Source organism: Akkermansia sp. BCRC 18949, assembly GCF_045011645.1.
Lineage (GTDB): Bacteria > Verrucomicrobiota > Verrucomicrobiia > Verrucomicrobiales > Akkermansiaceae > Akkermansia > Akkermansia massiliensis.
On sequence record NZ_CP123619.1, the window covers coordinates 268,283 to 291,973 of the forward strand.

Annotated in this window: 21 protein-coding genes; 2 read left to right on the forward strand and 19 right to left on the reverse strand. The window is 60.9% G+C overall.

Features of this window, described 5'->3' with window-relative positions:
- Positions 1-10: 10 nt before the first annotated feature.
- From murC to P8A25_RS01160, 12 genes are read right to left on the reverse strand one after another with little or no spacing between them, the layout of a single operon-like run.
- On the reverse strand, positions 11-2,308 hold the full coding sequence (murC, locus tag P8A25_RS01105) for a UDP-N-acetylmuramate--L-alanine ligase (protein WP_215443270.1): 2,298 nt from the start codon (positions 2,306-2,308) through the stop codon (positions 11-13).
- Complete coding sequence (murG, locus tag P8A25_RS01110; RefSeq protein ID WP_102731268.1) at positions 2,301-3,425, reverse strand: undecaprenyldiphospho-muramoylpentapeptide beta-N-acetylglucosaminyltransferase; 1,125 nt, start codon at positions 3,423-3,425, stop codon at positions 2,301-2,303. Before murG ends, murC begins: the two co-directional genes overlap by 8 nt.
- Positions 3,422-4,564 carry an FtsW/RodA/SpoVE family cell cycle protein gene (locus tag P8A25_RS01115; protein WP_022397713.1) on the reverse strand — a complete coding sequence of 381 codons (1,143 nt, stop codon included), beginning with the start codon at positions 4,562-4,564 and terminating at the stop codon, positions 3,422-3,424. The genes murG and P8A25_RS01115 overlap by 4 nt, the downstream gene beginning before the upstream one ends.
- A 27-nt stretch (positions 4,565-4,591) precedes the next feature.
- Positions 4,592-5,392 (reverse strand): LysM peptidoglycan-binding domain-containing protein, encoded by an 801-nt coding sequence (locus tag P8A25_RS01120; protein WP_215443272.1) that lies wholly within the window; start codon positions 5,390-5,392, stop codon positions 4,592-4,594.
- A gap of 23 nt (positions 5,393-5,415) precedes the next feature.
- A complete protein-coding gene (gene murD / locus P8A25_RS01125; RefSeq protein WP_180973673.1) occupies positions 5,416-6,726 on the reverse strand; it encodes a UDP-N-acetylmuramoyl-L-alanine--D-glutamate ligase in 1,311 nt (436 codons plus the stop codon).
- Between the two features lie 11 nt (positions 6,727-6,737).
- Positions 6,738-7,841, reverse strand: a complete 1,104-nt coding sequence (gene mraY, locus P8A25_RS01130; protein ID WP_102731271.1) for a phospho-N-acetylmuramoyl-pentapeptide-transferase — start codon at positions 7,839-7,841, stop codon at positions 6,738-6,740.
- Between the two features lie 5 nt (positions 7,842-7,846).
- Entirely contained in the window at positions 7,847-9,220 is a 1,374-nt protein-coding gene (murF, locus tag P8A25_RS01135; protein ID WP_102731272.1) for a UDP-N-acetylmuramoyl-tripeptide--D-alanyl-D-alanine ligase, read from the reverse strand.
- 18 nt (positions 9,221-9,238) lie between these two features.
- On the reverse strand, positions 9,239-10,744 hold the full coding sequence (locus tag P8A25_RS01140; protein WP_022397708.1) for a UDP-N-acetylmuramoyl-L-alanyl-D-glutamate--2,6-diaminopimelate ligase: 1,506 nt from the start codon (positions 10,742-10,744) through the stop codon (positions 9,239-9,241).
- A gap of 7 nt (positions 10,745-10,751) precedes the next feature.
- On the reverse strand, positions 10,752-12,851 hold the full coding sequence (locus P8A25_RS01145; RefSeq protein WP_102722107.1) for a penicillin-binding protein 2: 2,100 nt from the start codon (positions 12,849-12,851) through the stop codon (positions 10,752-10,754).
- 16 nt (positions 12,852-12,867) lie between these two features.
- Entirely contained in the window at positions 12,868-13,212 is a 345-nt protein-coding gene (locus P8A25_RS01150; protein ID WP_022397706.1) for a hypothetical protein, read from the reverse strand.
- Between the two features lie 23 nt (positions 13,213-13,235).
- On the reverse strand, positions 13,236-14,801 hold the full coding sequence (gene rsmH / locus P8A25_RS01155) for a 16S rRNA (cytosine(1402)-N(4))-methyltransferase RsmH (RefSeq protein WP_251828005.1): 1,566 nt from the start codon (positions 14,799-14,801) through the stop codon (positions 13,236-13,238).
- Positions 14,802-14,810: 9 nt separating this feature from the next.
- Positions 14,811-15,266: a division/cell wall cluster transcriptional repressor MraZ gene (locus tag P8A25_RS01160; RefSeq protein WP_022397704.1), complete on the reverse strand. Its 456-nt coding sequence runs from the start codon at positions 15,264-15,266 to the stop codon at positions 14,811-14,813.
- A 157-nt stretch (positions 15,267-15,423) separates the two neighbouring features.
- Here P8A25_RS01160 and P8A25_RS01165 point away from each other — a divergent pair, with 157 nt between their 5' ends.
- The gene (locus P8A25_RS01165; protein ID WP_022397703.1) at positions 15,424-16,203 is read left to right on the forward strand and encodes an MBL fold metallo-hydrolase; all 780 of its coding nucleotides are present in this window, start codon (positions 15,424-15,426) and stop codon (positions 16,201-16,203) included.
- 52 nt (positions 16,204-16,255) lie between these two features.
- On the forward strand, positions 16,256-16,918 hold the full coding sequence (locus tag P8A25_RS01170) for a trimeric intracellular cation channel family protein (RefSeq protein WP_180971570.1): 663 nt from the start codon (positions 16,256-16,258) through the stop codon (positions 16,916-16,918).
- 6 nt (positions 16,919-16,924) lie between these two features.
- Here the strand turns inward: P8A25_RS01170 and P8A25_RS01175 are convergent, their stop codons facing one another.
- The 7 genes from P8A25_RS01175 to P8A25_RS01205 form a co-directional block, all read right to left on the reverse strand.
- On the reverse strand, positions 16,925-17,473 hold the full coding sequence (locus P8A25_RS01175; RefSeq protein ID WP_022397701.1) for an HNH endonuclease: 549 nt from the start codon (positions 17,471-17,473) through the stop codon (positions 16,925-16,927).
- Positions 17,474-17,527: 54 nt separating this feature from the next.
- Complete coding sequence (gene mnmE / locus P8A25_RS01180) at positions 17,528-18,877, reverse strand: tRNA uridine-5-carboxymethylaminomethyl(34) synthesis GTPase MnmE (protein WP_215443274.1); 1,350 nt, start codon at positions 18,875-18,877, stop codon at positions 17,528-17,530.
- On the reverse strand, positions 18,874-19,947 hold the full coding sequence (gene mnmA / locus P8A25_RS01185) for a tRNA 2-thiouridine(34) synthase MnmA (protein WP_215443276.1): 1,074 nt from the start codon (positions 19,945-19,947) through the stop codon (positions 18,874-18,876). The genes mnmE and mnmA overlap by 4 nt, the downstream gene beginning before the upstream one ends.
- 221 nt (positions 19,948-20,168) lie before the next feature.
- A complete protein-coding gene (locus P8A25_RS01190) occupies positions 20,169-20,996 on the reverse strand; it encodes a hypothetical protein (RefSeq protein ID WP_215443278.1) in 828 nt (275 codons plus the stop codon).
- A gap of 18 nt (positions 20,997-21,014) precedes the next feature.
- Positions 21,015-22,004, reverse strand: coding sequence for a hypothetical protein (locus P8A25_RS01195; RefSeq protein ID WP_215443280.1), 990 nt, complete (start codon positions 22,002-22,004; stop codon positions 21,015-21,017).
- A gap of 142 nt (positions 22,005-22,146) precedes the next feature.
- A complete protein-coding gene (gene miaA / locus P8A25_RS01200) occupies positions 22,147-23,061 on the reverse strand; it encodes a tRNA (adenosine(37)-N6)-dimethylallyltransferase MiaA (RefSeq protein WP_215443282.1) in 915 nt (304 codons plus the stop codon).
- Between the two features lie 7 nt (positions 23,062-23,068).
- On the reverse strand, positions 23,069-23,671 hold the full coding sequence (locus tag P8A25_RS01205) for a DapH/DapD/GlmU-related protein (RefSeq protein WP_286011377.1): 603 nt from the start codon (positions 23,669-23,671) through the stop codon (positions 23,069-23,071).
- Positions 23,672-23,691: the final 20 nt, after the last annotated feature.

Sequence of the window (23,691 nt, forward strand, 5' to 3'; positions counted from 1 at the left end):
AATGAATGGGTTAAAACTGGGGTTCCCGGTCTCCGATGACCTGGGCTTCCGATTTCAGGTCAATGCCGCGGTTTTCCATGGCTTCCTTCCGGATCATGTCAATCAGGATGGTGATGTCCCGCGCCCTGGCATGGCCGCGGTTGATGATGAAATTGGCGTGCACGTCTGACACGCAGGCATCCCCCACGCAGGCGTTTTTCAGGCCCAGCTCGTCAATGAGCCTGCCCGCCGGGATTTCCTCCGGGTTCTTGAAGATGCAGCCTGCGCTGGCTCCTACGGGCTGGGAAAGCTTGCGCTTGGCCCTGGCCGCCGCCAGGAGCCGTTCCATTTCCTCCGCCGGGGCGGGCTGCGCTTCAAACACGGCCTGAAGCACAAAATTATGGGCCAGGTCCGGGATGGAGCGGTACTGGGCGTTCAGTTCCTCCTTTGTGTGACTGCGGATTTCCCCGTCTTCATCCAGGCAGACGACGGAGACGAGGTTTTTAATCATGTCCATGCCCATGGCCCCGGCGTTCATGCGGAGGCTTCCTCCCACATTGCCTGGAATGCCGTCCATCCATTCCAGGCCGCCCAGGCCGTTCTGGACGGCGGTGGAAACCAGCTTTTTCAGCCGCACTCCCGCGCCGGCGGAAAGGCGGTTCCCCTGAATTTCCAGGACGTCGAATTCGCCTCCGGAGGGGTGGATGACGGCGCCGCGCAGGCCGCCGTCCCTGACGATGATGTTGGAGCCGCGGCCAATGACGTGCACGGGAATGTTCCTGTCCCTGCAATAATTGACGGCCGTCTGCATGCCGGAGAAGGTGGAGGGCTCCAGCCAGTACTGGGCGCAGCCTCCCACCCTCATGGTGGTGTGGCGTGACATGGGTTCGTACAGCTTGCCTTCCAGGGATTCGCCCGCGGTGCGTTCCAGATCCTCCAGCAGAGCCAGGTCGCGCGCGATGCGCATGCCGCATTCGTGGACGTTTCCGGCCCCCAGCGTCAGGAACAGGTCTCCGGGTTTCAGCGCGTTGCCGATGGCGTGGTGGGCCGTGCCCAGGTCGGGAAGGTAATGGGTTTCCACCGGGCCGTGCCTGTGCATGGCGTCGATGATGGTCTGGCCGCTCACTCCTTCAATGGGCAGTTCGCTGGCGGGGTAAACGTCCGCCACAAAGACGAGGTCCGCCGCCTGGAGCACCTTGCCGAAGTCGTCCGCCAGCATCTGGGTGCGCGTGTAGCGGTGCGGCTGGAAGTAAACCACCAGGCGGTTCGGGTGGAGGGAGCGGGCGGTCTGGAGCGTGGCGGCTATCTCCGTGGGATGGTGGCCGTAATCGTCCACAATCCGGATGGTGGGGGAAAGGTATTTGGTCTCAAAGCGGCGCTTGGCCCCGGCGAAGGAAGCCAGGCCGCGCGTTATCGCCGGGAAGTCCACGCCCAGTTCCGTTGCCAGCGCAATGGCCGCCAGGGAATTCAGCACGTTGTGGCGTCCGGGAATGCCCAGCTCCACGCGGCCCAGTTCCTCTTCCCCTTTCAGGACGGTGAACAGGGTGCGGCCGCGGCGTTCCAGGATGTCCGTGGCGGTGTAATCCGCACCAGACCAGCCGTAGGAAACGGAATTGGGATAGCCGGCGCATACGTCCGCTGCGCCGGCATGGGCGCGGCAGTAAATGATCATGCCCCGCGTCTGGGAGCAAAGCTGGTCAAACACGGCCTTGATTTCATCCAGGTCCTTGTAATGGTCCAGGTGTTCCGGCTCAATGTTGAGGACGATGCTGTGCTCCGGGATGTAGTTCACCAGCGTGCCGTCGCTCTCGTCCCCTTCCGCCACCAGGTATTCGCTGTCCTCGTTCCAGTGGGCGTTGGTGCCCAGCACGGGGATTTCCGCCCCTACATAGTGGCACGGGCGCATGCGGCCTTCCCGCATCAGGTGAGCGCAAAGGGCCGAGGTGGTGGTTTTGCCATGCGTGCCGGAGACCACGACGCCCTTCTTCCCGTTCAGGATGGCCGCCAGGCATTCCGCGCGGCGCATGCAGGGAATGTTCAGTTTGTGCGCGGCGGAAAGGGCCGGATTGTCCTCCCGGATGGCGCTGGAATAAATGACGATTTCCGCGTCGGAGACGGCGTCCGCTGAATGCGGGCAGGAAAAAGAAAGTCCCAGGCTTTGGAGCCGTTCGGTTTCCGTGCTGGTCACCCGGTCGCAGCCGCTCACCCGGTGCCCCATTTCCATCAGCATGAGCGCCAGGCCGGACATGCCGGACCCGGCCACCCCGATGAGGTGGAGACGTGCCGGATGTTCCCTGTCCATCAGGCGTTTGCGTAAAGTCTCAATCATGGATGGCTGCATGGTCCGTGTTTTCAATGACATTGGCGATGCGGGATACTGCATCAGGCGTATCCAGACGTAAAGCACATTCATTCATGGAGGCCAGCAGGGAGGAATCCTTGAAGACTTCATTCAGAAAAGCCGCAATATCGTCCGGCGTAAGGGTGTTTTCACGCATCATGCGCGCCGCGCCGTGGGCCGCGAAGACGCGCGCGTTGTGCGCCTGGTGGTCGTCCGCGGCGAAGGGGTAGGGAACCAGCAGGGCGGCCTTCCCCATGTGGGCCAGCTCCGTCAGGCTGGACGCCCCGGAGCGGGAAATGACCACGTCCGCCGCGGCGTACGCAGTCGCCATGGCGGAACAGAATTCAATGACGTGCACATGGGGCATGTCCGCCGTCAGCTGGCTGACGCGCGCGAAGTCAGCAGAGCCCGTGATGATGAGAAAATCGCACAAGTCCGCGCATTGCCGTGCTGCTTCAATGACCAGTGAATTCAGGTTCCTGGCGCCCTGGGAGCCGCCCATCACCAGGGCCACGCGGCGTTCCCGGGGCAGGTGGAGCTCCGCCCTGGATTCATTCCTGTCCTTCCTGGCCACCATTTCCTGGCGCACCGGGGTGCCGGTGACAATGCATTTGGCGGGGTTGAAGTAATGCCTGGCTTCCTCAATGCCCAGCAGCACGTTCGTGCAGCATTTGGCGGTCATGCGGTTGGCCTTTCCGGGCAGGGCGTTGGAATCGTGCACGTAGGTGCGGATGCCCTTGCGGTGGGCGGCGTAAACGGGGGGGAAGGAAGTAAAGCCGCCCATGCCGATGACGACGTCCGCATTCACCTCGTCCAGAAGGCTGCGGCTGAAACGGATGGCCTTGTACAGCCTGAGCCCGAAGCCCAGCAGGGACATGGACGGGATTTTGGGCATCGCGATGGCCTCAATGGTGCGGAAATTGAGATCGCCGTAATTCTTGCTGGCCTGCGCATCCACCTTCTTCTGGGAAATGAGGAGGGTGACGTTGTGGCCGCGCTTTTTAAGTTCCTGGGCTACGGCTATGCCGGGGAAAAGGTGTCCCCCCGTGCCGCCGCAGGCAATCACGATGTTCAGGGTGGGACGCGAGGGAGAGGGTTCAGTCATAATCTTACGTCAATGGAGCGTTCGTCTTTGCGGGTGATTTCACAGTTGGGCTGTGCACCGGTGGAAAATCTCTGAATGCTGGTGAGCATGCCCAGGGCGGCCAGCGTGAAGACCAGGTTGGTGCCCCCGAAGCTGATGAAGGGCAGCGGCAGCCCGGAGTTGGGCACGGCGTTGGTCACCACGGCAATGTTCAGGATGGCGGGGCAGAAGATGATGGCGACGATCCCCACGGCCAGGAACCGGCCGTAGGCGTCCCGGCACTGCATGGCTACGCCGATGCCCGCATAGGTCATCAGGAAATAGCAGAGCAGGACGAACATGGTTCCGTAAAAGCCGAACTCCTCCCCAAGCGGGGCGAAGATGAAGTCCGTATGGGCGAAGGGAAGCGTGCCGTGCTTTTCCGCGCTGTTGCCCAGGCCCACCCCGTCCAGGCCGCCGCGGGACAGGGCGATGGAGGCGCGGTACTGCTGGAGCCCCGCGCCCAGGCGGTGGGCGTCCAGGTCCTTCCAGGCCAGGAAGCGTTCCAGGCGGTTGGCGTTGCTCTGTACCAGAACGTACAGGGCCGCTCCGGCGAGCGCTAGGGCGCCGCCCAGGTAAATCTTGCGCGTGCCGGCCACGAACATCACGCAGAACGCGGCCAGGGCCAGCGCTACGGAGGTGCCCATGTCCTTTTCAAAAAGAATCAGCGCCAGCGGAATGCCGAAGATGACGCCGGGCATCACGAACCCCCACCAGAAGGAGGTAGTGCGGTCCCGGTACAGGGCCAGCCAGTTGGCCAGCGCCATCATCATGCAGAGCTTGGCGCATTCACTGGGCTGGAACTGCATGCCGATGGTGATCCAGCGGCGTTCCCCGTTGATCTCCTTCCCGATGCCCGGCACGTAGCACAGCACCAGCAGGAAGCAGGCGAACCCCAGAATCCACCAGATATACTTCCGCCATATCCGGTAATCTATCCGGGAGAGGATCATGGCCCCCACCAGCCCCGCGCAGGCAAAGGCGGTCTGCTTGAACAGGGGCTCGTACGGGTGCTTGGTTTCTTCCGCCCAGGCCGCCGTGCTGGATACCATCACCAGGCCCACGACCAGAAGGCAGATGACGAAAAACCAGACCAGAATCATGCAGACTTTGGAAGACATGGCGGCAGGGGCGGGAAGAGAAAGAACTTACTTCTTGGGAATCATGATCTTTTGACCGATCTTGAGGCGTGCTACGTCCCGGTCGTTCATCTTGTTGAATTTCTGGAGGGAGCGCCAGTTCATCTTGTACTTGCGGGCGATTACGGAGAGGGTCTCACCCTTCTTCACGATATGCGCCACGCCGTCCGTTTCCGTTTCCGCGGCGGCGGTTTTTTCCGGCGCCATCTTGTCGCCGGGGCGTGCCGGAATGACGAGCGTGCTGCCGCTGACAAGGCGCTGCACCCTGGGATTGACGGCTTTCAGGTCATTGACGGCCACCTGGTTGTCACGGGCGATCCGTTCCCACGTATCCCCCGTGCGCACGATGTGGCGCGCAGGACCTGCCACCGGAGCGGCGTCCGGAATGTGTTCCTGCACGGCGGGAGCCGGCTGCCTGTTCGGGCGCGCGTCCACCACCTGTTCCGGCTGCGTGATGGTGACCGGAGCTGCGGGAGCGGCCTGGGGAGCCTGGGGCAGAACCGCCGGGGGAGCCGCAGGAACGGGCGTCTGGGAAACGGTGGGCGGCGCGGGAAGGGCGGTTGCCATTTCCACGGTCTCCGTCGTATTCCTGAACCAGGTGCTGCGGACATAGACGCCGCCGATAACAAGAAGATGGAGAAGAAGGAGGACGACGAGCCACCGCACGACGGTGCTGCTGGGAGCGTCATCTTCAAATTCGGAGACGCGTGCGCGGTATCTGCTGAGCTTGGCACGGAGCACGGTGCCCATTTTGCGTTTCGGACGGGTGCGTCCGGTCGGATTGTGATCGGGGGTCTTGGTCGTTTTCATGATGGTGGGTTTCTGGTGGGTTGTCAGGAAAGGGGGGAGAGGGCGTTCACCGCGTCCCGGAAGGCCTGGCCGCGCTGGACGTAGCCGGTGAACATGTCAAAGGAGGAGGTGCCGGGGGAGAACAGGACGGTGTCTCCCGTCCTGGCGCGAGCGCGGGCCTTGGCCACGCAGTCCGCCACGTCCGCTGCTTTTTCCGTGGGAACCACGGGGGAAAAGGCGTCCTGGAGCTGGTCCGCAATCTGGCCGAAGACGACGCACGCGCGCACCTTTTCCTTCAGCATGGGCCGCAGGGGCAGGTAATCCAGTCCCTTGTCCTTGCCTCCGGCAATGAGAACCACGGGGGAGTTCTGGGATTTCAGTGCCGCTTCCAGCGCGTGCAGGTTCGTGGCCTTGGAATCGTTCAGCCACAGCACGCCGTCCAGCGTGCGGACGGTCTCGCAGCGGTGGCCGGGGGGCGTGAATTCCTTCAATACTTCCGCGGCGGTTTCCGCTGGAATGCCCAGGTGGCGGCAGGCCAGGAGGGCGGCCATGACGTTTTCCGCGTTGTGGCGCTGGTTCAGGGTGGTATCCGCCAGGTTCAGCAGGGGCTTGTCTCCCTCCATGACCTGCGGTTCCCGGTAATAAAGGTCCGCCGCCGGATCTTCCGAACTGAAGGTGCAAACGGGTACGTCCAGGTGCGGAAGCCGCTCTTCGGAGCGTACCACGGCCAGGTCGTTTTCCGTCTGGTTGTCGAAAATGTGCAGCTTGGCGTGGTAGTAATCCTCCACGGACTTGTAGCGGTCCATGTGGTCCGGCGCAAAATTGAGCCATACGGCCACGTCCGGGTGGAAATCGCGGATGGTTTCCAATTGGAAGGAGCTGACCTCCAGCGCCAGCACGTCCGGCACGGAGTCCCGGAGCAGGATTTCCGCCATCGGGACGCCGTAATTGCCGCAGGCGACGGCCGCCTTTCCGGCGCGAAGCAGGATTTTTTCCACCAGGGACGTGGTGGTGGTTTTTCCGTTGGTGCCGGTGATGGCGATGATGCGGCCATGGTAGAAGCGGCAGGCCAGCTCCATTTCACCGATGGTTTCCACGCCTTCCCGCCGGAAGGCCCTGACAAAGGGGCTGTCCGTCTCAATGCCGGGGGAGATGACCACCAGGTCCGCGCGGAAGGCCCTCCCGTCTTCCTCCGTGGCGGCGGCGTGCAGCGGAATGTCTTCCGGCCAGTTGCCGATGGAGGGGGAGGCGTCAAACACGCGCACCCGGGCGCCATGCTTCATGGCGAGGCGCGCCGCGGCGCGTCCGCTTCTTCCCGCTCCCAGGACGGCGATATTGAGATTGTTGAGCTGCATGTTCGTGGTTGTCAGGCGGTGGTGATCAGGAAAAGGCCCAGGAACGCCAGCAGGAGGCTGATCATCCAGAAGCGGGCAATCACCTGGGTTTCCTTCCATCCCTTGAGTTCAAAATGGTGGTGGATGGGAGCCATGGCGAAGATGCGTTTGCCGTGGCGCAGCTTGAAGCTGCCTACCTGGAGAACGACGGATGTGGCCTCCATGACGAAAACGCCACCGATGACGATGAAAAGAAGCTCCTGCGCCGTGCAGACGGCGGCCATGCCGAATGCTCCGCCCAGGGCCAGGGAGCCGGTATCCCCCATGAAGACCCTGGCCGGGTAGCAGTTGTGCCACAGGAAACCCAGGCAGGCGCCCACCAGGGCCATCATGAAAACGCTGATTTCCCCTGCGCCGGGGTGGAAGGGGATGTCCAGGGAATCCGCCATCAGCCAGTTCCCGCAGATGGCGGCAATGATGGCGTAGGAGATGCCCGTGGTGACGGAGCAGCCGGAGGCGAGGCCGTCCAGTCCGTCCGTCAGGTTCACCGCATTGGAGGCGGACATGACCACCACGACGCCGAAGGGAATGTAAACGTACCACGGCAGATTCACCTGGCCGTAGAACGGAATGAACAGGGAGGAGACGTAGTCATGCAGTTCCACGCGGGGGCTGCCTTCCGGGTACAGGTACAGGAACATGACGCCCGCCAGCCCGGCCAGGAACTGGATGAAGAGTTTTTTACGCGCGGAAATGCCGTCCGAGGTTTTCTTGGCCACCTTCAGGTAGTCGTCCCGGAAGCCCAGCAGTCCCAGCGCCAGGGTGACGAACAGGCAGGAGATGATGAAGGGATTGTTCATTCTGGCGCACAGCAGGGTAGCCGCCGTCATGGAGCCTACGATCAGCACGCCGCCCATGGTGGGAGTTCCCGCCTTGGCTCCGTGGAGTTCCGCCAGCTTGTGCACTTCCTCCGCGGTCCTGATGGGCTGGCCGATTTTCAGGGAAATCAGCGCGCGGATTACCCGAGGGGCGAACATCATCGTCAGGACAAAAGAGATGAGGCAGGCCAGCAGGGCTCTCCCTGCCGGTTCTGCAAGCGCCCCCGCGGGGCTGAGCTGTTCAATGAAGGAATGCATAAAATTTACTGGGGCGGAAAGGTGAGGTTCATGACTTGCTCCATCCGGGCAAGGCGGCTGCCCTTGAAAAGGACGATGTCTCCCGGCGCCGTGTGGCTGCGGAGCCATTCGGCGGCTTCCTCTGCGGAGCCGAAGTTCAGTCCTTTGGTAGATGAGTTCGGAGAAATGACGTCCGTAATCCGGGCGGCGTCCGTTCCCACGCTGACCACGCAGTCAAAGCGGAGCTTTTCCGCCGTGCGTCCCACCAGCGCGTGCCCTTCTTCGGAAAACGTTCCCAGTTCCCCCATTCTGCCCAGCACCGCAAAGCGCCTGCCGGTGCAGGAAAGCTCCGCTGCGGTGTGCAGGGCGGCCTGCATGGAATCCGGATTGGCGTTATACGTATCGTCCACTACCAGAATGCCGTTGGACCGGGTGCAGTGGAGCCTGCCGCCCGTGAGCTGCGCCCGGTTGAGGCCGGAGACGATCTGCTCCTTCGCAAGACCTGCCACCCAGCCGGCGGCAGCGGCCAGAAGCGCATTGGCCACCATGTGGCGGCCGTGGACGGGCAGTTCCACCACCTCCCGGCAGAAATCAGGAATGGAAAGGGTGAAACGCGTCCCATTCTCCGTGGAGACCGGGTTTTCCGCGCGGACGGTTCCGGAGTCAATGCCGCACTCAATGCACGCGGCGCGGGTGGACCGGCGGATCATCTCCGCATAATCGCAGTCCGCCGGGAAAATCATGAAGCCGTCTTCCGGCAGGCAGCGGGCTACCGTGCATTTTTCCCGGGCAATGTTTTCCCGGGAGCCCAGGTATTCAATATGGGAAGTGCCGATGCTGGTGATGATGCCGATCTTCGGGCGCGTCATTTCACACAGGGGGGCCAGTTCTCCCGGATGGTTCATGCCCATTTCCCACACGGCGGCCTCGTCCGCCGGGGAAGCCCGGAGGATGCTGAGGGGAACGCCGATGTGGTTGTTCAGGTTTCCCTGCGTGGCGATGGTCCGGAATCCCTGGGAAAGAACGGAGGCGGTCAGGTCCTTGGTGGAGGTCTTCCCATTGGAGCCGGTCAGGCCGATGGCGGTGAGGGTCAGCCCGGCACGCCACCAGGAGGCCAGCTGCTGGAGGGCTTTCAGCGTATCCTCCACCAGGATGACGGCGCAGGAGGGGTCCATCCCTTCTTCCACGCGGCTGACGACGACTGCCGCCGCGGTGCGGGAGGCCTCCGGGGCAAACAGGTTGCCGTCAAACTTTTCTCCTCCCAGCGCGAAGAAAGCGGCATGGGGCGGCAGGGCGCGGCTGTCTGTGCACACGCCTCCGGAAGCGACCCTGTCAAAGGGGCCGCTGACCAGTTTTCCGCCGATGGCGTTGCAGATGCCGTGTGCCGTGAGGGAGGTCATGAAAGATGAAATGATGTGTTATGCCTGCGGGAACTCTTCCCTCTCCTTGATGAACATGTTGCGCCGCACTTCCTTGGCGTCGCTGAAATCGATGCGTCCGGTGGAAAGCTCCTGGTAATTTTCATGGCCCTTGCCCGCAATCAGGACGACGTCCCCCAGCCGGGCCTGTTCGATGGCCGTGGCGATGGCCCGGGCGCGGTCCGGAATGATGGCGTACCTGCCTTCCGGCATGCCCGCCGTAATCTGGCTGATGATGGAGAGGGGCTCCTCGCTCCTGGGGTTGTCGGAAGTGACGATGCAGGCGTCAGACAGGCGCGCGGCCACGGCGCCCATCAGCGGGCGCTTGCCCTTGTCCCGGTCACCGCCGCAGCCGAACACGGTAATCAGGCGGCGGGAGCAGATTTCCTTGAGCGTCCTGCAGACGTTTTCCAGGGCGTCCGGCGTGTGGGCGTAATCAATGAAGATCTGGGCGCCTCCGGGGTGGGTGAACAATTGCAGTCTGCCGGGAACCTGCGGAATGTTCTGGAGGTTCGCGATGGCGTCCCGTACCGGGATGCCGGCGCAAATGACGGCCGCCAGCGCGGCCAGGCTGTTGTACATATTGAATTTGCCGATCAGGGGCACGCGCACCAGGTAGCTTTTTCCCTTGTATTCCAGTTCGTATTCGCTGCCCTTGGCCGTGGCGTGGTGCACCAGCATGCGGAAATCCGCGCCCAGGGCGGAACCGTAGGTCTTGACGGCCATGCGGCCGGAGAACATTTCCGCCAGGCGGCGGCCGTAGGCGTCGTCAATGTTGATGACGGCCACGGGCTTGCGGCGGGCCCTGGTGTCCTGAGCCATCTGCTCGAACAACTTCGCCTTGGCCTGGAAATAATTCTCCATGGTGTGGTGGTAATCCAGGTGGTCCTGGGTCAGGTTGGTGAAAATGCCCACGTTAAAATTAATGCCGGCCACGCGTTCCTGGTCCAGCGCATGGGAGGATACCTCCATGGAAACGCCGCGGCAGCCGTTTTCAAACATCTCCTTCAGCAGGTGTTCCAGCTCCAGCGGGCCGGGCGTGGTGTGGGTGGAGGGGGTGATTTCCTCCCCGTTGTCATAGGCGATGGTGCCGATCAGCCCGGCGCGCAGCCAGGACTGCTTCAGCAGGGAATGGGCGATGTAGGCCGTCGTAGTTTTTCCGTTCGTCCCCGTCACGCCTATCATGGTCATGTGGCGGGAGGGATGGCCGTTCCAGGCCGCGCCCATCAGGCTGACGGCCAGGCGGGAATCGTTCACCTCCACCCAGCTGACTCCGGCGTCCCTGGCTTCCTTCGTGCAGGGCATTTCCGCGACGACGGCGCAGGCTCCGCGGCGGATGGCTTCCGGAATGAACTCGTGGCCGTCCGCCTGGGTTCCCTTCAGGGCAATATAGCAGGAGCCGGGCAGAACGCGGCGGCTGTCGCATTCCAGATGGGAGATTTTCACCTGGGGGGAGCCGGTGAGCGTATGGGCGGGAAGGTCTTTGAGCAAGGTAAGTAGCTTCATGATAGGATTATCTGCGCGGCGGTTTGGACGGGGAGGAAGAGGCTTGGGCGCGGGAGGCTTTTTTGTCCGCCTCCGCGGAAGGGGTATTCTTGGGAATGTTCATGGCCGCCGCCAGGCGGGTGGCCAGTTTCTGGAAGACCGGAGCGCATACGGTGCCGCCGCCGGGGTGGCAGTGCTTGGAGGTGGGATCGTCAATGACGATGAGGCAGACGAAGGCCGGGTCCTCCACCGGAAGCATCCCTACAAAGGAGACGGTATAGCGGTTGTCAAAATAGCCGCCCGTGGGCTTCACCTTGTGGGCGGTGCCGGTCTTGCCCCCCACGTTGTAGCCTTCAATCCGCGCCCTTTTGGCGGTTCCGTCCAGGTCCGTGACGTGGAACAGGGCGTTCCGGAGGTTCCGGGCTGTTTTAACGCTCATGACCCGGCATACTTCCACGGGGGGGGATGGCTGGAAATTCTTGTCGTCCACGTAAATGCCGTCCACCAGCCGGGGGCGCATGCGCACGCCGTCATTCGCGATGGCGGCGTAGGCCATGGCGACCTGCAAGGGGGAGACCATCAGGGAATAGCCGAAGCTGATGCGGGAGAAGTTGACGAAGTTGCTGCCGTCCTGGCACTGGCTGTTGGTTTCCCCCGGCAGGTCGATGCCCGTCTTGGAGGAAAAACCGTACAGGTCAAAATACTTTTTATACGTGGGCCAGCCCGATTTCAGCGCAATGCGGAAGGCGCCCGGGTTGCTGGACTTTTTCAGCACGCCCGCCACGGTCAGGCCGCTGTAGAAACGGGGGGCGTCCGTGACGGGGCGGGAGCCGGGCACCATGTAGGGCGTGCAGTTGATCATGGTATCGAACGTGGCCTTTCCGCTGTCCACGGCGGACGTGACGGAAACGATCTTGAAGGTGGAACCCGGTTCGTACAGGGACTGCACGGCGAAGTGGTAGGCGCCTTCCTGCAGGCCCTCGCGCGTATTTAAATTATAGTGGGGACGGCTGGCCATCGCCAGAATGCTGCCGGTCTTGGGCTCCACGACGATAATGCAGCCGCGGGGCTTGTGGGTCTGGTCCGTGTAAAAGGAAATGGCGGCGTCCAATTCCTCCTCCACGATCGTCTGGTACTCCATGTTCACGGTCAGGCGAACGTTCAGGCCGTCCACGGCGTCTTTGAAACGGGAATCCGCGGAGGGGATGATGCGGCCCCGGCTGTCCTTCCGGTACTCCCTGATGCCGTTGTGGCCCAGAAGCTGGTCGTCCAGCTGTTTTTCAAGGCCGGAAAGGGCCACGGGCCGCGGACCGCTGTCCTTCGTCTGGGCGATGTAGCCCAGAATGTGCACCATGCATTCCGGCACGGAATAAACGCGCTTGGAAGAAGTCTCAAACCGGAACCCCTGGACGCGGGCGTTCTGGATGGCCTGGCGCAGCAGTTCCGCTTTTTCCTCGGACAGGTTCTTGGCGATGACGATGCGCTTCTTGGGAATCTCCCCGTCCTTTTCCACCGTGTTGATGATGTCCTGCACGCTCATGTCCGGCAGGAAGGGGGCGATCACGCTGGCGGCGTATTCCAGATGGGCCTGCACGTATTTTCTCACCATCTCCGGCTCATAAAGCTCTTCCAGCTTCTTCCTGGCCATGTCTACCCCTTCCGGGCCGTCCTCAGGCTCTTCCAGCAGGATTTTCGCCAGATTGTGCTCCTTGCTGCCGTCCTTCTTGCTGGCCGCCTGTCCCAGGATTTTGCTGCGGAAACCGGAAACGAGCTTCTCTTTCTCCTTGTCCGTGGCGGCTTCTCCCCAGAAGGCGGAGTGGACGGCCTTGGAATAGGCAAGAGCCCAGCTGATGGTCTTGGGATCGTTCAGGTGGTAGCCGTCCGCAATCAGCTCGGAACTCTGCATGTTGTTGGTGAGGATCTCCTCATTGGCGTCCATGATGCGGCCGCGCTGGGGCAGGAGAACCTCCCGTTCAATAATGCCGCCGCTGGGGACTCCGCCCGTTTTCCGGGGGGAAACCAGTTGGAGGTTGACCAGCGTCAGCATCAGCCAGATGACCGCAGCGCCCGCCACGCCGCACAGGACGAGGCTTCTTCTGGCAAATCTGGACTTCGTGATCGTGGTCATGAACGGCTCGGCGCATTTAATTGCCTGCCGCGGCAATGCGGGAGGCGTTTTCGGAAGAAATGTATTCTACGGCTGAGGGCTCGATAGGCTGAAGGTTGGACTTGTCCTGGGCCAGCCTGTCGCGGATGGCCCAGCGGCTGGTCAGGGAGGAAGTCTTGGAACGGTAATATTCCTTCGTGAGTTCGCAGGAAGCGATCTCCTCGTTCATTTGCTTGATGTCGCGCGCGACCTGGATCTGGTCGTTTTTCAGCACGGCATAAGTGATGCCCGCCCCGCAGGTGAGGGAGGCGAAGGCAATGAGCCACATGATCATGCTCACGCTGATCTGGTGGCCGGTGAAACGCTGTTTGAATCTTTTCATGGCGGTGGCGAAGGAGAGATGGGTCAGATGATTTTTTCCACGCCGCGCAACTTGGCGCTGCGGGAACGGGGGTTGGTTGAAAGTTCTTCTTCTCCCGCAGTGACGGGCTTGCGGGAAAGCAGGCGGAAGCAGTAATCCGGGTTGGGGCGCGGAGCCGGCCATTCCGGACGGTCGATTTCCGGACGGCTCCGGAGGTCGAAGAACTGCTTGACCCTGCGGTCTTCCAGGCTGTGGAAGGTAATAACGGCCATGCGGCCCCCCTTGCCCAGCAGGCGCACGGAGGAATCCAGCAGCGCGTCCAGCGCGTCCAGCTCCCCGTTGACGGCGATTCTCAAAGCCTGGAACGTACGGGTGCCGGGATGCTGCCGCCCCTTGCGCGGAAGGACGGATTCCACCACGCGGGCGAGCTGGGCGGTGGTGGTGATGGGAGCCAGGGAACGCGCCTTTACGATGGCGCGGGCAATGGCGCGGGAAGCCCGTTCCTCTCCGAACTGCCAGAGGATGTCCGCGATCTCTTCTTCCGGGGCCTCGTTCACCAGGTTGCGGGCGGAAAAGGCGGCGCGGGTGTCCATGCGCATGTCCAGCGGGCCGTCTTCCCGGAAGGAAAAGCCGCGGGAGGCGGTATCAAGCTGGTGGGAGGAAACGCCGAGGTCCGCCAGCAGGCCGTCCACCTGGGAAACGCCCTGCTGGGCGAGGATGCTTTCCACATCCTGGAAATTGCCGGCGAGCACCTTGAAACGGGAGCCGAAGCGGGCCAGTTTCAGCGTGGCGGCGCGGCGGGCGTCCGGATCGCGGTCAATGCCCCAGACGGTAGCGCCCTGTTCCAGAAGAAATTCCGTATGGCCGCCGCCGCCGAGCGTACAGTCCACGATCAGTTTGCCGGGGCCTGCCGCCAGCATGTCCACCGTCTCATGCAGCAGAACCGTAACATGGTTGAAACCGTTGCCGGAAACGGCTCCGTCCGTTTCCGCGTCAGCGGAGGCGGAAACGGCGTCATCCCCCAGTTCGGAAACCAGGGCGTCCACTTTGGCTCTGGCTTCCGGAGCTTTCAGGGCTTCCGTGTGGTACACGCCTTCCCAGTTCATGGAGGGGGCAAGCGCCTTCCAGGAACAGACCAGCTCGTCCACCCCCTTCTCCTCCGTCAACTCCGCAATCACGTGCACATGGTTGCGGCAGATGCTCCATGCCAGCACGCGGCAGGACGTTTCCACCGCAAGGGCATTTGCCAGGGCCTGCGCCTCCTCCGTGCGGACATGCGTACCCGCGCCCGCGCGTAAAGAAAGCTCAACATGGCCGTCAAAAGCCCGGTCCAGGCTGGAGGACAATGCGCCCAATTTGCCATAAGCGCCCTTCTGTCCCGCCAGGGACATTTCCGCGGTGATGCGCGCCTTCTCCTGCTGCCAGGCGATCATGTCCTGCGCCGGAAGGGCGTCGTGCCCCCAGAAAACAATGGAATAAGCCGTAACCTCCGCATTCAGCCCGGTTCTGGCGCCGACGCCCAGGCCGGAAACAAGCCAGCCCGGGCGCAGCGCAAGCGTTGCGTAGGGATGGGCCTGATGCGTGGGCGGAATGGTAGGGTCTGGGGGCATGAAGGGAGATCAGAGAATGCCGTAGGATTGGTTGATATCGGAAATATTGGCGTTTTCACGCCGGGAGACTTCTTCATAGAGAGAAGGTTCCCATAATTCGAAATATCCTCTCCGAGCGGCGAGCCGGACGGAGGAACTGAGCTGTGCGTGTTCGCACATTTGTTTGGGTATCAGTAGTTTGCCCTGGGCGTTGATGATGGCCTCCACGCAGTTGGCATATAATCTGCCGATGAACAGGTCGATCTGCGCTTCCGTGTAGCCGGGCGTGGCTTCTATCTTGTCAATGAGTTGCTGGAATTTTTCCCGCGTATAGGCTTTAACGGTCGGCAATTCAAGGCGCCGGCCGGATAGCAGGAGCAGGGCGCAACCTTCGGTAGGCCTCCATTCAGCCGGAATCGCAATCCGGTTTTTGGGGTCCAGCTTGTGCGTGTATGCACCAAAAAGGTTGTCTGATACACTGCTCATCGCATGCAAGTACACTACGTAGTGACTTCAATACACTTTAATGCACCTGAAATGTCAACCCCGTACTGGAAAAAAGTATTTTTTCTTGTGTTCATGTCGTGAAAAAAAGCATTGATCCGCTCTTGCGCCGCTCCGGGACCGGTATTATATTCCGCGCATGATGCAGTTTTGCGTGTTGGGCAGCGGCAGCGGAGGAAATGCCACCATCGTCAAGGCGGGGGAAACCGTCCTGCTGGTGGATGCCGGGTTCAGCGCCGCCAGGCTGCGGGATAAAATGAAATCCGCCGGCGTGGAACCGGAGGAGCTGGACGCCATTCTGCTCACCCATGAACACACGGACCACATGAAGGGCGTGCATCAGTTCACCAGGAAATACACCGTGCGCGTCTATGCCACCCGCCATACGGCCATGTGCGTTCAGGAAAAGGCGCCGGAAGCCCCTTGGGCCTACTTTGAAAAAGGGCAGTCCTTTAAAATAGGGGATATCGTCATCACCCCCTTTGCCACCTACCATGACGCCGTGGACCCGGTGGGATTCAAGTTTGAAACGGAACGGTCCAGCCTGGGCTTCATTTCCGATACGGGGCAGGCCCCTGGCTGCGTGGCGGAACACCTCTCCATGGTGGACAGCCTGGTGGTGGAATCAAACTATGATCCGGACATGCTGGCGGCCACCCCCAAGCGGCCCTGGCCGTTGAAGCAGCGCATCGCCTCCACGCACGGGCACCTTTCCAATGAACAGGCCTGCGACCTGCTGAGGCGCATCGCCCATGACGCCCTGAAAAACGTAGTGCTGGCCCACCTGAGCGCAGAAAGCAATTCTCCGGAATTGGCAGAAAGCCTGATGCGTGCTACCTTGCATGACATGGGACTGGCTTCCACCTCCCTGTTCTGCGCCAGCCAGGACTCCTGCCTGCCGTGGATACGGGTCTGCTGAATCCGCCTCTTTCCTTCCTCCTGCCGCCATGTTCCTCTCCATCTGTGAAATCATGAGCACGATCATTGGAGCCCTGGCGGGATCCATTGCTTCTTCGCGCGTGAAAATGGACCTGTTCGGCGTGATTGTCTGCGGCACCCTGGCGGCCCTGGGCGGAGGGACCGTGCGCGACCTTCTGCTGGACATTCCGGTGTACTGGACGCTGCCCTCCGGGGAAATCTTTGTCCTGGCCGCCGTCGTCACCAGCCTGGGAACCTTTTACGTGGCCCAGAAATACCCGCCGCCCATGGGCACCATCCGCGTGGCGGACGCCATCGTTCTGGCCCTCTTCGGCATGATCGGCACGGAAAAATCCTACCTCCACGGCTATACGCCCACCGTTTCCGTGATGATGGGCATCTGCACCGGCGTGGCGGGCGGCTTGCTGCGCGACGTGCTCACCGGAAACGTTCCCTACGTGTTCCGCCCCGGGGAACTGTACGCCACCGCGGCTCTCCTGGGAGGCGTGGCGTACGCGGTTCTTTACTACTTCGGCATCGACTCCTCCACCTGCTTCGTGACGGGCTTCGTGGTCACGCTCTCCGTGCGCCTGGCGGCCATCCGCTGGAACTGGAACCTGCCTTCCTACATTCCCCTGTTCTCCCCGGAGGCAGAACCGGAAGCCATGGAGGAAGAGGAAAAGGAGATTCTTTCCGGGAAACCCGGCGGACGGTAATCCGCGCTACTTGTGGAAGCACCCTTCCATGCAATAGACGGAAAGCTTCTCCACCGTACCGTCCCGCTCGCAGCAGGAGCGCATGTTGCAGTGCGGGCACAGTTCGCGCACATTTGCTACGTCCAGGGTTCCCCGTTTTTCGTGAAGGGAATAAAGGTACTTCAGGTATTTCCCCTCCGCGATGCGGTGGTGGCTGTCCTTTTCCTTCAGCCCCTTCCATTCGTACAGGCGTTTCCCGCCCTTGGAGGAATTGCAGGACTTGCATACCCTGACAACGTTATCCATGATATCTTCTCCCCCGCAGTCGCGGGGCAGGATATGCTCCGTGGTCAAATTCTTTTTTTCGCCGCAATAAATGCATTCCCCGGGATGTTCCATTTCCCTGACCCATTCGCGAACGGAGGAAGACCAATGTATGGTCCCTGCGCAAAGCTCCTTCCACTTGCTCATAATCATGCCGTAATTGGCCTTTCCGAAGCCGGAAGAAGAGGCAATGATTTTGGCATATTGGTAATAAATGATCTGGCGGACGGATTTGACGGCGGGAGGAGGCATGATAAGGATATAAAAGCTGTTTGTTGAATGATGCTGTCCGGATTTTCCGGATCTTTACTTGCCCAGGCAGAAGGAGGAAAAAATGGCGCCCAGCACGTCTTCCGTATCCACGGCTCCGGTGATTTCCCCCAGGTGCGTCAGGGCTTCCCTCAGTTCCAGAGCCGTGAATTCCGGACTCTCCTGCCGGGAGATGGATTCAGAAGCCAGCCGGACATGCTCCAGGCACAGGCCCAGTTCATGCTGGTGCCGGGCGTTGATGGCTACCAGGGAGCTGCCCGTTTCACCGGGCAGGGAAGAGGCAAAGGCCTGGATAATGGCTTCTTCCAATTCCTTTCTGCCTTCTCCAGTGGCGCAGGAAAAACGGATGCCGGGAACGGCCTTCCAGTCCGGGTGGATTCCCAGGTCGCACTTGTTCAGAATCAGCAGCCGGGGCGCGGTACGGGCGGCCGTGGGGAAAGCCTCTGTCCGGGGCGCGGAGGCGTCCGCCACTTCCAGAACCAGGTCGGCGGTTTCCAGCGCCCGGTTGGTGCGGGTGATGCCGGCCTGTTCAATGACGTCGGATGATTCCCGGACGCCTGCCGTGTCAATCAGCCGCAGGGCCAGCCCGGCGAGCTGGATGGATTCCTCCACCGTGTCCCGCGTGGTTCCGGCGATATTGCTGACAATGGCCCGGTCATACCCCAGCAGGGTATTCAGCAGGCTGGATTTTCCGACGTTGGGCGGTCCGGCGATCGCCGTGCGGATGCCTTCACGCAGAAGACGGCCGCCCTCGGCGGTCCGCAGCAGCCCGGAAAGCTTTTCCTCCATGCTCCGGAGCCGCGCCAGCAAACTGGAGGCGGTGTCCGGGGAAATGTCTTCATCCGGAAAATCAATGTAGGCTTCGATATGGGCCAGAACATGAACCAGGCTCTCCTTCAGTTCGTCCACCTGGGAGCCGATGCCCCCGTCCAGCTGGCTTTGCGCGGCCTTCAGGGCCAGGTCGCTCCCGGCGGAAATCACGTCCATCACGGCCTCCGCCTGGGTCAGGTCCATCCGCCCGTTCAGGAAGGCCCTCTTCGTAAACTCTCCCGGTTCCGCCGGGAAGGCTCCGCACCGGTACAGGCGTTTCAGCAGGCGGTCCGTCACCAGCATGCCGCCATGGCAGGAGACTTCCACGGTATCTTCCCCCGTATAACTGGCCGGAGCCGGAAACCAGGTTACCAGCGCCTGGTCAATGGCAACTCCCTCCGCATCCTGAATGCGGGCCAGCGTTGCCCGGCGCGGCTGGAGGCGTTCCGTGAAGGCCGCGGGGGTGCATTGTTTCAGGACGGCCATGCAGCCGGGGCCGCTCATGCGGATGACGGCAATGGCTCCCTGTCCTGCGGCGGTGGCCTGCGCGGCGATGGTGCGTTCCGGCTCAATCATGGTTCTATGGATTCAAAAAAACCGCCCCCGAGCAACTTGCCTCCGTCGTAAAAGGCGCAGACCTGTCCCACGGCCAGCGCCCGGAGGGGCGTGTCAAAGCTCAGGCGTACCTTTCCTTCTTCCAGATATTCGCAGGAGGCCCATTCCGCCTTGGCGCGGTAGCGGGGCTGCGCCATCACGCGGGAGGGCAGGGGCGCCAGCGTATTGGAAATGCCGCCGACCACCGCATGGGCCGCATACAGTCCTTGCGTGGACGCGTCTTCATACCCCAGGATCAGGCGGTTGCGTTTGACGTCCTTCCCCACCACCACGTAGGCGATTCCCTCCCGCGGGGAGGCGACGCCGTGGCCTTTCCGCTGGCCCATGGTAAACAGGTGCAGGCCGTTGTGGGATCCGAGCGTCTTCCCCTCCGTATCCACGATTTTGCCGGGTTTGTCCGGCAGGTAGTGGCGCAGGAAGTCGCTCATCTTCACTTGGCCGATGAAGCAGATGCCCTGGCTGTCCTTCTTGCGCGCCGTGGGCAGGCCGTATTTGTCCGCCAGCACGCGGACCTCCGGCTTCAGCAGGTCCCCCAGGGGGAACACGGCGCGGGCTGTCTGGTCCGGGCGCATCAGGGACAGGAAGTAGGACTGGTCCTTGTTCGGGTCCCGCCCGCGCAGGATGAAGGAGCCTTGCGGCGTATCCAGCCTGCGGGCGTAGTGGCCGGTGGCTACGGAGTCAAACCCCTGTTCCAGGGCGTAATCCAGAAAGACGCCGAACTTCATTTCCCGGTTGCACAGCACGTCCGGATTGGGCGTGTATCCGGCGCGGTAGCCCTCAATCAGGTAATTCACAATACGGTCGCGGTATTCGTCCACCAGGTCGATGACCCGGAATTCAATGCCGATTTTTTTGGCGACGGCCAGGGCATCCTGAATATCCTGTTCCCACGGGCATTCGCCAGGGATGCCCTCGTCATTCACCCAGTTTTTCATGTAGGCCCCCACCACGTCATGGCCCTGCTCCACGAGCAGGGCTGCTGCCACGGAGCTGTCCACCCCGCCTGATAAGCCTACAAGAATGCGTGCCACGATGCTGAAAAAGAGATGAATATAATGAAGCGGTCTGCTTTTGGAAAGCCTTTCCCGCCTGCCTCTGTAAACCAAAGATGCCCCCGCAAGCCAAGACAAAAAGCGTGGAAGACGAATATCCGGGACGTAACCTGGGAAAACAAGGAGATGCCTTACAGTCTTTTTATGCAGGAAAGGGTTTGCACCAGTGACGCTTTTGTTGTCCGGATTTGGATGCCGCTTTAATTTTTCTGTTTGGGCAATCCCTTGTAAAGGTAGGCCGCTTTCGGCACCCGGCCGACGGTTCTGTCCAGCAGGGCCGGAATGTCCTTGTCCCTGTATCCGGCCAGACGCAGGTATTTTTTGACCTCCTGGGCCTTGGTCGGGAAGCAGGTCATCAGTTCCCTGATAAATCCGCGTTCTTTGCTTTTGATGGCGAATTGAGCGTTGTTGCTTCTCGAACTCAGCGCGCTTGTCTTGTTGAACAGCTTGGTATCGTTTCCTTCTGGCATTCCGGAGGCATGGTCGATGAGCATGTGGGCGAAAATTTCCGTAGCTTCAAAAGCATAATCTACCTGGCTGTGGAATTGTTTGATGATCAGAGCTTTTGCGGATAAATAAAATCGAAGGGCCTCTTCCCTGCCTGGGAGGCTGCTATTCTTGTCCGTTAGCGCAAGGAAAGGGATACTGTTTGTGAAAAACTCTTTTGCGTGGTGATCAACATCAGTATATTCTGAAACCCATTCGACGTTTTCGTAATCGTTGAGGTCAATGAACGGGGCCTTGGCAATCAGGTAGCAAAGGAAAAGCCCCTCCGTCAATTCCTGAGGGGTGACGTCCTTTTTCCGGTAGCGGTTGGCTTCTTTCAATATTTTATCCGCCCCCTGGTAGAACGGAATGATCTGGCCGCTGTCCAGTAGTTTCTTGAGCCGCAGGAGTTCTGGGTTTTGCTTGTTCAGATTCCTGATGGCGGAAGGAAGGGGGAGCTGGTCCTGCTCCGGAGAGGCTGAACAGGGAAAAGACAGCGAGTAAAGGACGAATAACAGAAGGAAGGGATAAGATTTATTCATGATGCTAAAAACAGGAGGTTATGGATTGGCGGTAGAGTCGGCATGCAGGGCATTGCCTGCTGTGCTGCGCGTGACGGTGCATCCGAATTTGGTGATGCTTACCTTGATATTTTTCAAGCCCCTGGTGGGGGAGTCTTTATTGGTTTCCCTTTCATCTTCGTACTCAAAACTGAAATCCTGGGAATACGCGTCATTGCCAATCTTGCAGCAGTCCTTGCCGTCGTCGCGTACGTACCATCCGCAGGTCCATGAAAAGGAATACGGCAGCTTCATATTCTGCAAGTGCTGCAAGCGAATATCCTTCTCCTTGTCCCATCTCCAGCCGATGTTGTCATGATGGTGGGCATTCAGGGCATTAGGTCTCATCAACAATTTTCCCGGGGTATGCACCGGTTTGAATCCTTCCGGGTCTTCCGCCCGCTCCATGATGGAAATGTTGCTGAAACTGACCGTCAAGGGAAGAAAAGTCACGACAAGCTTGGAGGAAGCTCCCGGTCTGTCTTTTTCCTTGTCCTGGGGATGTTTTTCCACCCGTTTCCCGGAATGTTCCGCTTTAATGTCAGAGGGAACGAGAATGCTGAAAACGGAGGGTTCCCTTTCCGGCAATTCGTCGTCAAGGCTGGTTTTGACTCGAACCTTCAGCGTGGTATTCTGGGTGAGGTCTCTATTAATCTTCAGCGTGGCTTGATTAATATCGTCATTTGATTTCTCAATGCTGGCCGCATTCTCCGGCTCCAGGGACCATTCAAGGGAGTCTGAGTCCACGTCCTTAACCCTCTTGCCGTTCAAGGTTAAGGTGACCACTTCTCCAATACCGACTTTGGTGCGTTTCCTGTCCTCGTCCTGGTCTCCCTGGTCGATGAGGCATTGGGGAGAGACGGCTTTCGTTTCCGATTCGATGTACAGGGAGCGGTCATCCGTGGCGGGAATATCTTCCGCATGCGCAAGCGCTGCCAGGGCGTGCAGAAAAATGCCGGTAGAAGAAAGGCGGAAAGAGGGGAAATTCATGCCAGGGTGCGAGCTGAGGAGAGTTATGCTCATGATAGTCTTCCGCCCCTTTTAATGTCAATGCATCCAAAAATATGTTAGATACAGTTTGCCGGGGGAAGAAACGGGCGGTTTTCCGGATGTTTACCGTCCTAGGAGGGGGCTAATGCTCCAGCTCCCGTATGATGCATTTCGCCAGCTCCCGGGGGGAGGCGGAGGGGGCAGCCGGAAGTTCCCGGAGCCATTGCTCCCGTTTCAACCAGGTACGCTGGCGTTTGGCGTATTGCCGGGTGGCGAGCGCCAGCTGGCTCTGACAGGTTTCACGGGTGATTTCCCCGCGCAGCAGGCTGCGTATCAACGCTAGGCCCAGGGTGCGTTCCGCCGTGGCGGAGCAGGGGCCCAGGGCGGCTGCTTCTTCCACGGCCCCCTCCTGCATCATGCGTGCGGCGCGGAGGGCGATTCTCCCGTCCAGTTCCGGAACTTCCCTGGTGATGACCCAGCCGGGCCCCAGGGGCGGCTTCAGCCAGTTCCGCTTCCAGAAGGAAAGGGGTTTTCCTCCGGCAAGGACGATTTCCAGGTTGCGTTCCACATACCGCCGGTTGGAAGAATTGGTCAGGGCTGCGCCTTCCGGGTCCAGGGAAGCCAGCCTGGCGTGCAATTCTTCCGTGGAACAGTCCGCAAAAGCGGCGCGGAGGGCGGCGTCCCCCGGCGGCGCTTCCGACATGCCGTGGGAGAGGAATTTGAAGTACAGTCCGGAGCCGCCCGTGACGATGGCCGTTTTTCCGCGGGCATGGATATCCTCCACGCACCGCATGGCGCGGTGGTAGTGTTCCGTGGCGTCCCAGGGCATCCGGGCCGGAATGATGGATACCATGTGGTGGGGAACGCGTGCCCGGTCTTCCGGGGAGGGAGCCGCCGTTAGAATGGGAAGCTCACGGTACACCTGGTAGGCGTCCGAACCGACGATTTCCGCACCCAGCATTTCCGCCAGTTCCACGGCCACGGCGGATTTTCCCGACCCGGTGGGTCCGGCAAGGAACAGCGTAGCGGGAAGGCCTGTAGTAGAAATGCCGGGCATGGCGCAGTCAGGATTTTTCCGGATGCCTGAGGCGTTCGGGCAGAGGCTTGTTTTCTGCGGGATTGCCGATGGCGAGACAGCCGGAAGGCACATCCCTGGTGACGACGGCTCCGGCGGCTACCACGGCTCCGGAACCGATGGTGACGCCTTTCAAAATGATGGCCCTGGCTCCGATGAAGCAGCCTTCTCCGATGTGAATGGGCTTGCCGTGCCCGGGATTTCCCCACGTGCTGCCCCAGCTGGCGCCGCTCCGGGGATAGTGCATGTCGTTGTCCAGAATCAGCGTGTCTGCGCCTATCAGCGTATGGCGCCCGATGTGGATGCCGTTGACGCAAACCAGGGTGGCTCCGCTGATGCCGCAGCCGTCCTCCACGGTGATGCGGGCTTCATTGGAAAGGGCCGCCAGGCAGGCATGGTGGGAAAGCACCGGATTCATCCGCGCCATGGAGTGGATGGTGACGCCGTTGCCGATGGTGATGCAAGCTCCCGGGAATTTTTTAATCCGGGGCAGGCCGGACAGGATGACGCCCGTTCCGGTACGCACTCCCCGGAGCTTGAGCAGCAGGCAGCCTATCTTTGAAAGGAACTGAATAATGAGCTTTTTTATCATGGGAAGAAAGGCGAAAACAA

Coding starts and splice junctions, on each gene's coding strand:
- murC (WP_215443270.1), bottom strand. CDS start 2,308: ATGATTGAGACTTTACGCAAACGCCTGATGGACAGGGAACATCCGGCA.
- murG (WP_102731268.1), bottom strand. CDS start 3,425: ATGACTGAACCCTCTCCCTCGCGTCCCACCCTGAACATCGTGATTGCC.
- P8A25_RS01115 (WP_022397713.1), bottom strand. CDS start 4,564: ATGTCTTCCAAAGTCTGCATGATTCTGGTCTGGTTTTTCGTCATCTGC.
- P8A25_RS01120 (WP_215443272.1), bottom strand. CDS start 5,392: ATGAAAACGACCAAGACCCCCGATCACAATCCGACCGGACGCACCCGT.
- murD (WP_180973673.1), bottom strand. CDS start 6,726: ATGCAGCTCAACAATCTCAATATCGCCGTCCTGGGAGCGGGAAGAAGC.
- mraY (WP_102731271.1), bottom strand. CDS start 7,841: ATGCATTCCTTCATTGAACAGCTCAGCCCCGCGGGGGCGCTTGCAGAA.
- murF (WP_102731272.1), bottom strand. CDS start 9,220: ATGACCTCCCTCACGGCACACGGCATCTGCAACGCCATCGGCGGAAAA.
- P8A25_RS01140 (WP_022397708.1), bottom strand. CDS start 10,744: ATGAAGCTACTTACCTTGCTCAAAGACCTTCCCGCCCATACGCTCACC.
- P8A25_RS01145 (WP_102722107.1), bottom strand. CDS start 12,851: ATGACCACGATCACGAAGTCCAGATTTGCCAGAAGAAGCCTCGTCCTG.
- P8A25_RS01150 (WP_022397706.1), bottom strand. CDS start 13,212: ATGAAAAGATTCAAACAGCGTTTCACCGGCCACCAGATCAGCGTGAGC.
- rsmH (WP_251828005.1), bottom strand. CDS start 14,801: ATGCCCCCAGACCCTACCATTCCGCCCACGCATCAGGCCCATCCCTAC.
- P8A25_RS01160 (WP_022397704.1), bottom strand. CDS start 15,266: ATGAGCAGTGTATCAGACAACCTTTTTGGTGCATACACGCACAAGCTG.
- P8A25_RS01165 (WP_022397703.1), top strand. CDS start 15,424: ATGATGCAGTTTTGCGTGTTGGGCAGCGGCAGCGGAGGAAATGCCACC.
- P8A25_RS01170 (WP_180971570.1), top strand. CDS start 16,256: ATGAGCACGATCATTGGAGCCCTGGCGGGATCCATTGCTTCTTCGCGC.
- P8A25_RS01175 (WP_022397701.1), bottom strand. CDS start 17,473: ATGCCTCCTCCCGCCGTCAAATCCGTCCGCCAGATCATTTATTACCAA.
- mnmE (WP_215443274.1), bottom strand. CDS start 18,877: ATGATTGAGCCGGAACGCACCATCGCCGCGCAGGCCACCGCCGCAGGA.
- P8A25_RS01190 (WP_215443278.1), bottom strand. CDS start 20,996: ATGAATAAATCTTATCCCTTCCTTCTGTTATTCGTCCTTTACTCGCTG.
- P8A25_RS01195 (WP_215443280.1), bottom strand. CDS start 22,004: ATGAATTTCCCCTCTTTCCGCCTTTCTTCTACCGGCATTTTTCTGCAC.
- miaA (WP_215443282.1), bottom strand. CDS start 23,061: ATGCCCGGCATTTCTACTACAGGCCTTCCCGCTACGCTGTTCCTTGCC.
- P8A25_RS01205 (WP_286011377.1), bottom strand. CDS start 23,671: ATGATAAAAAAGCTCATTATTCAGTTCCTTTCAAAGATAGGCTGCCTG.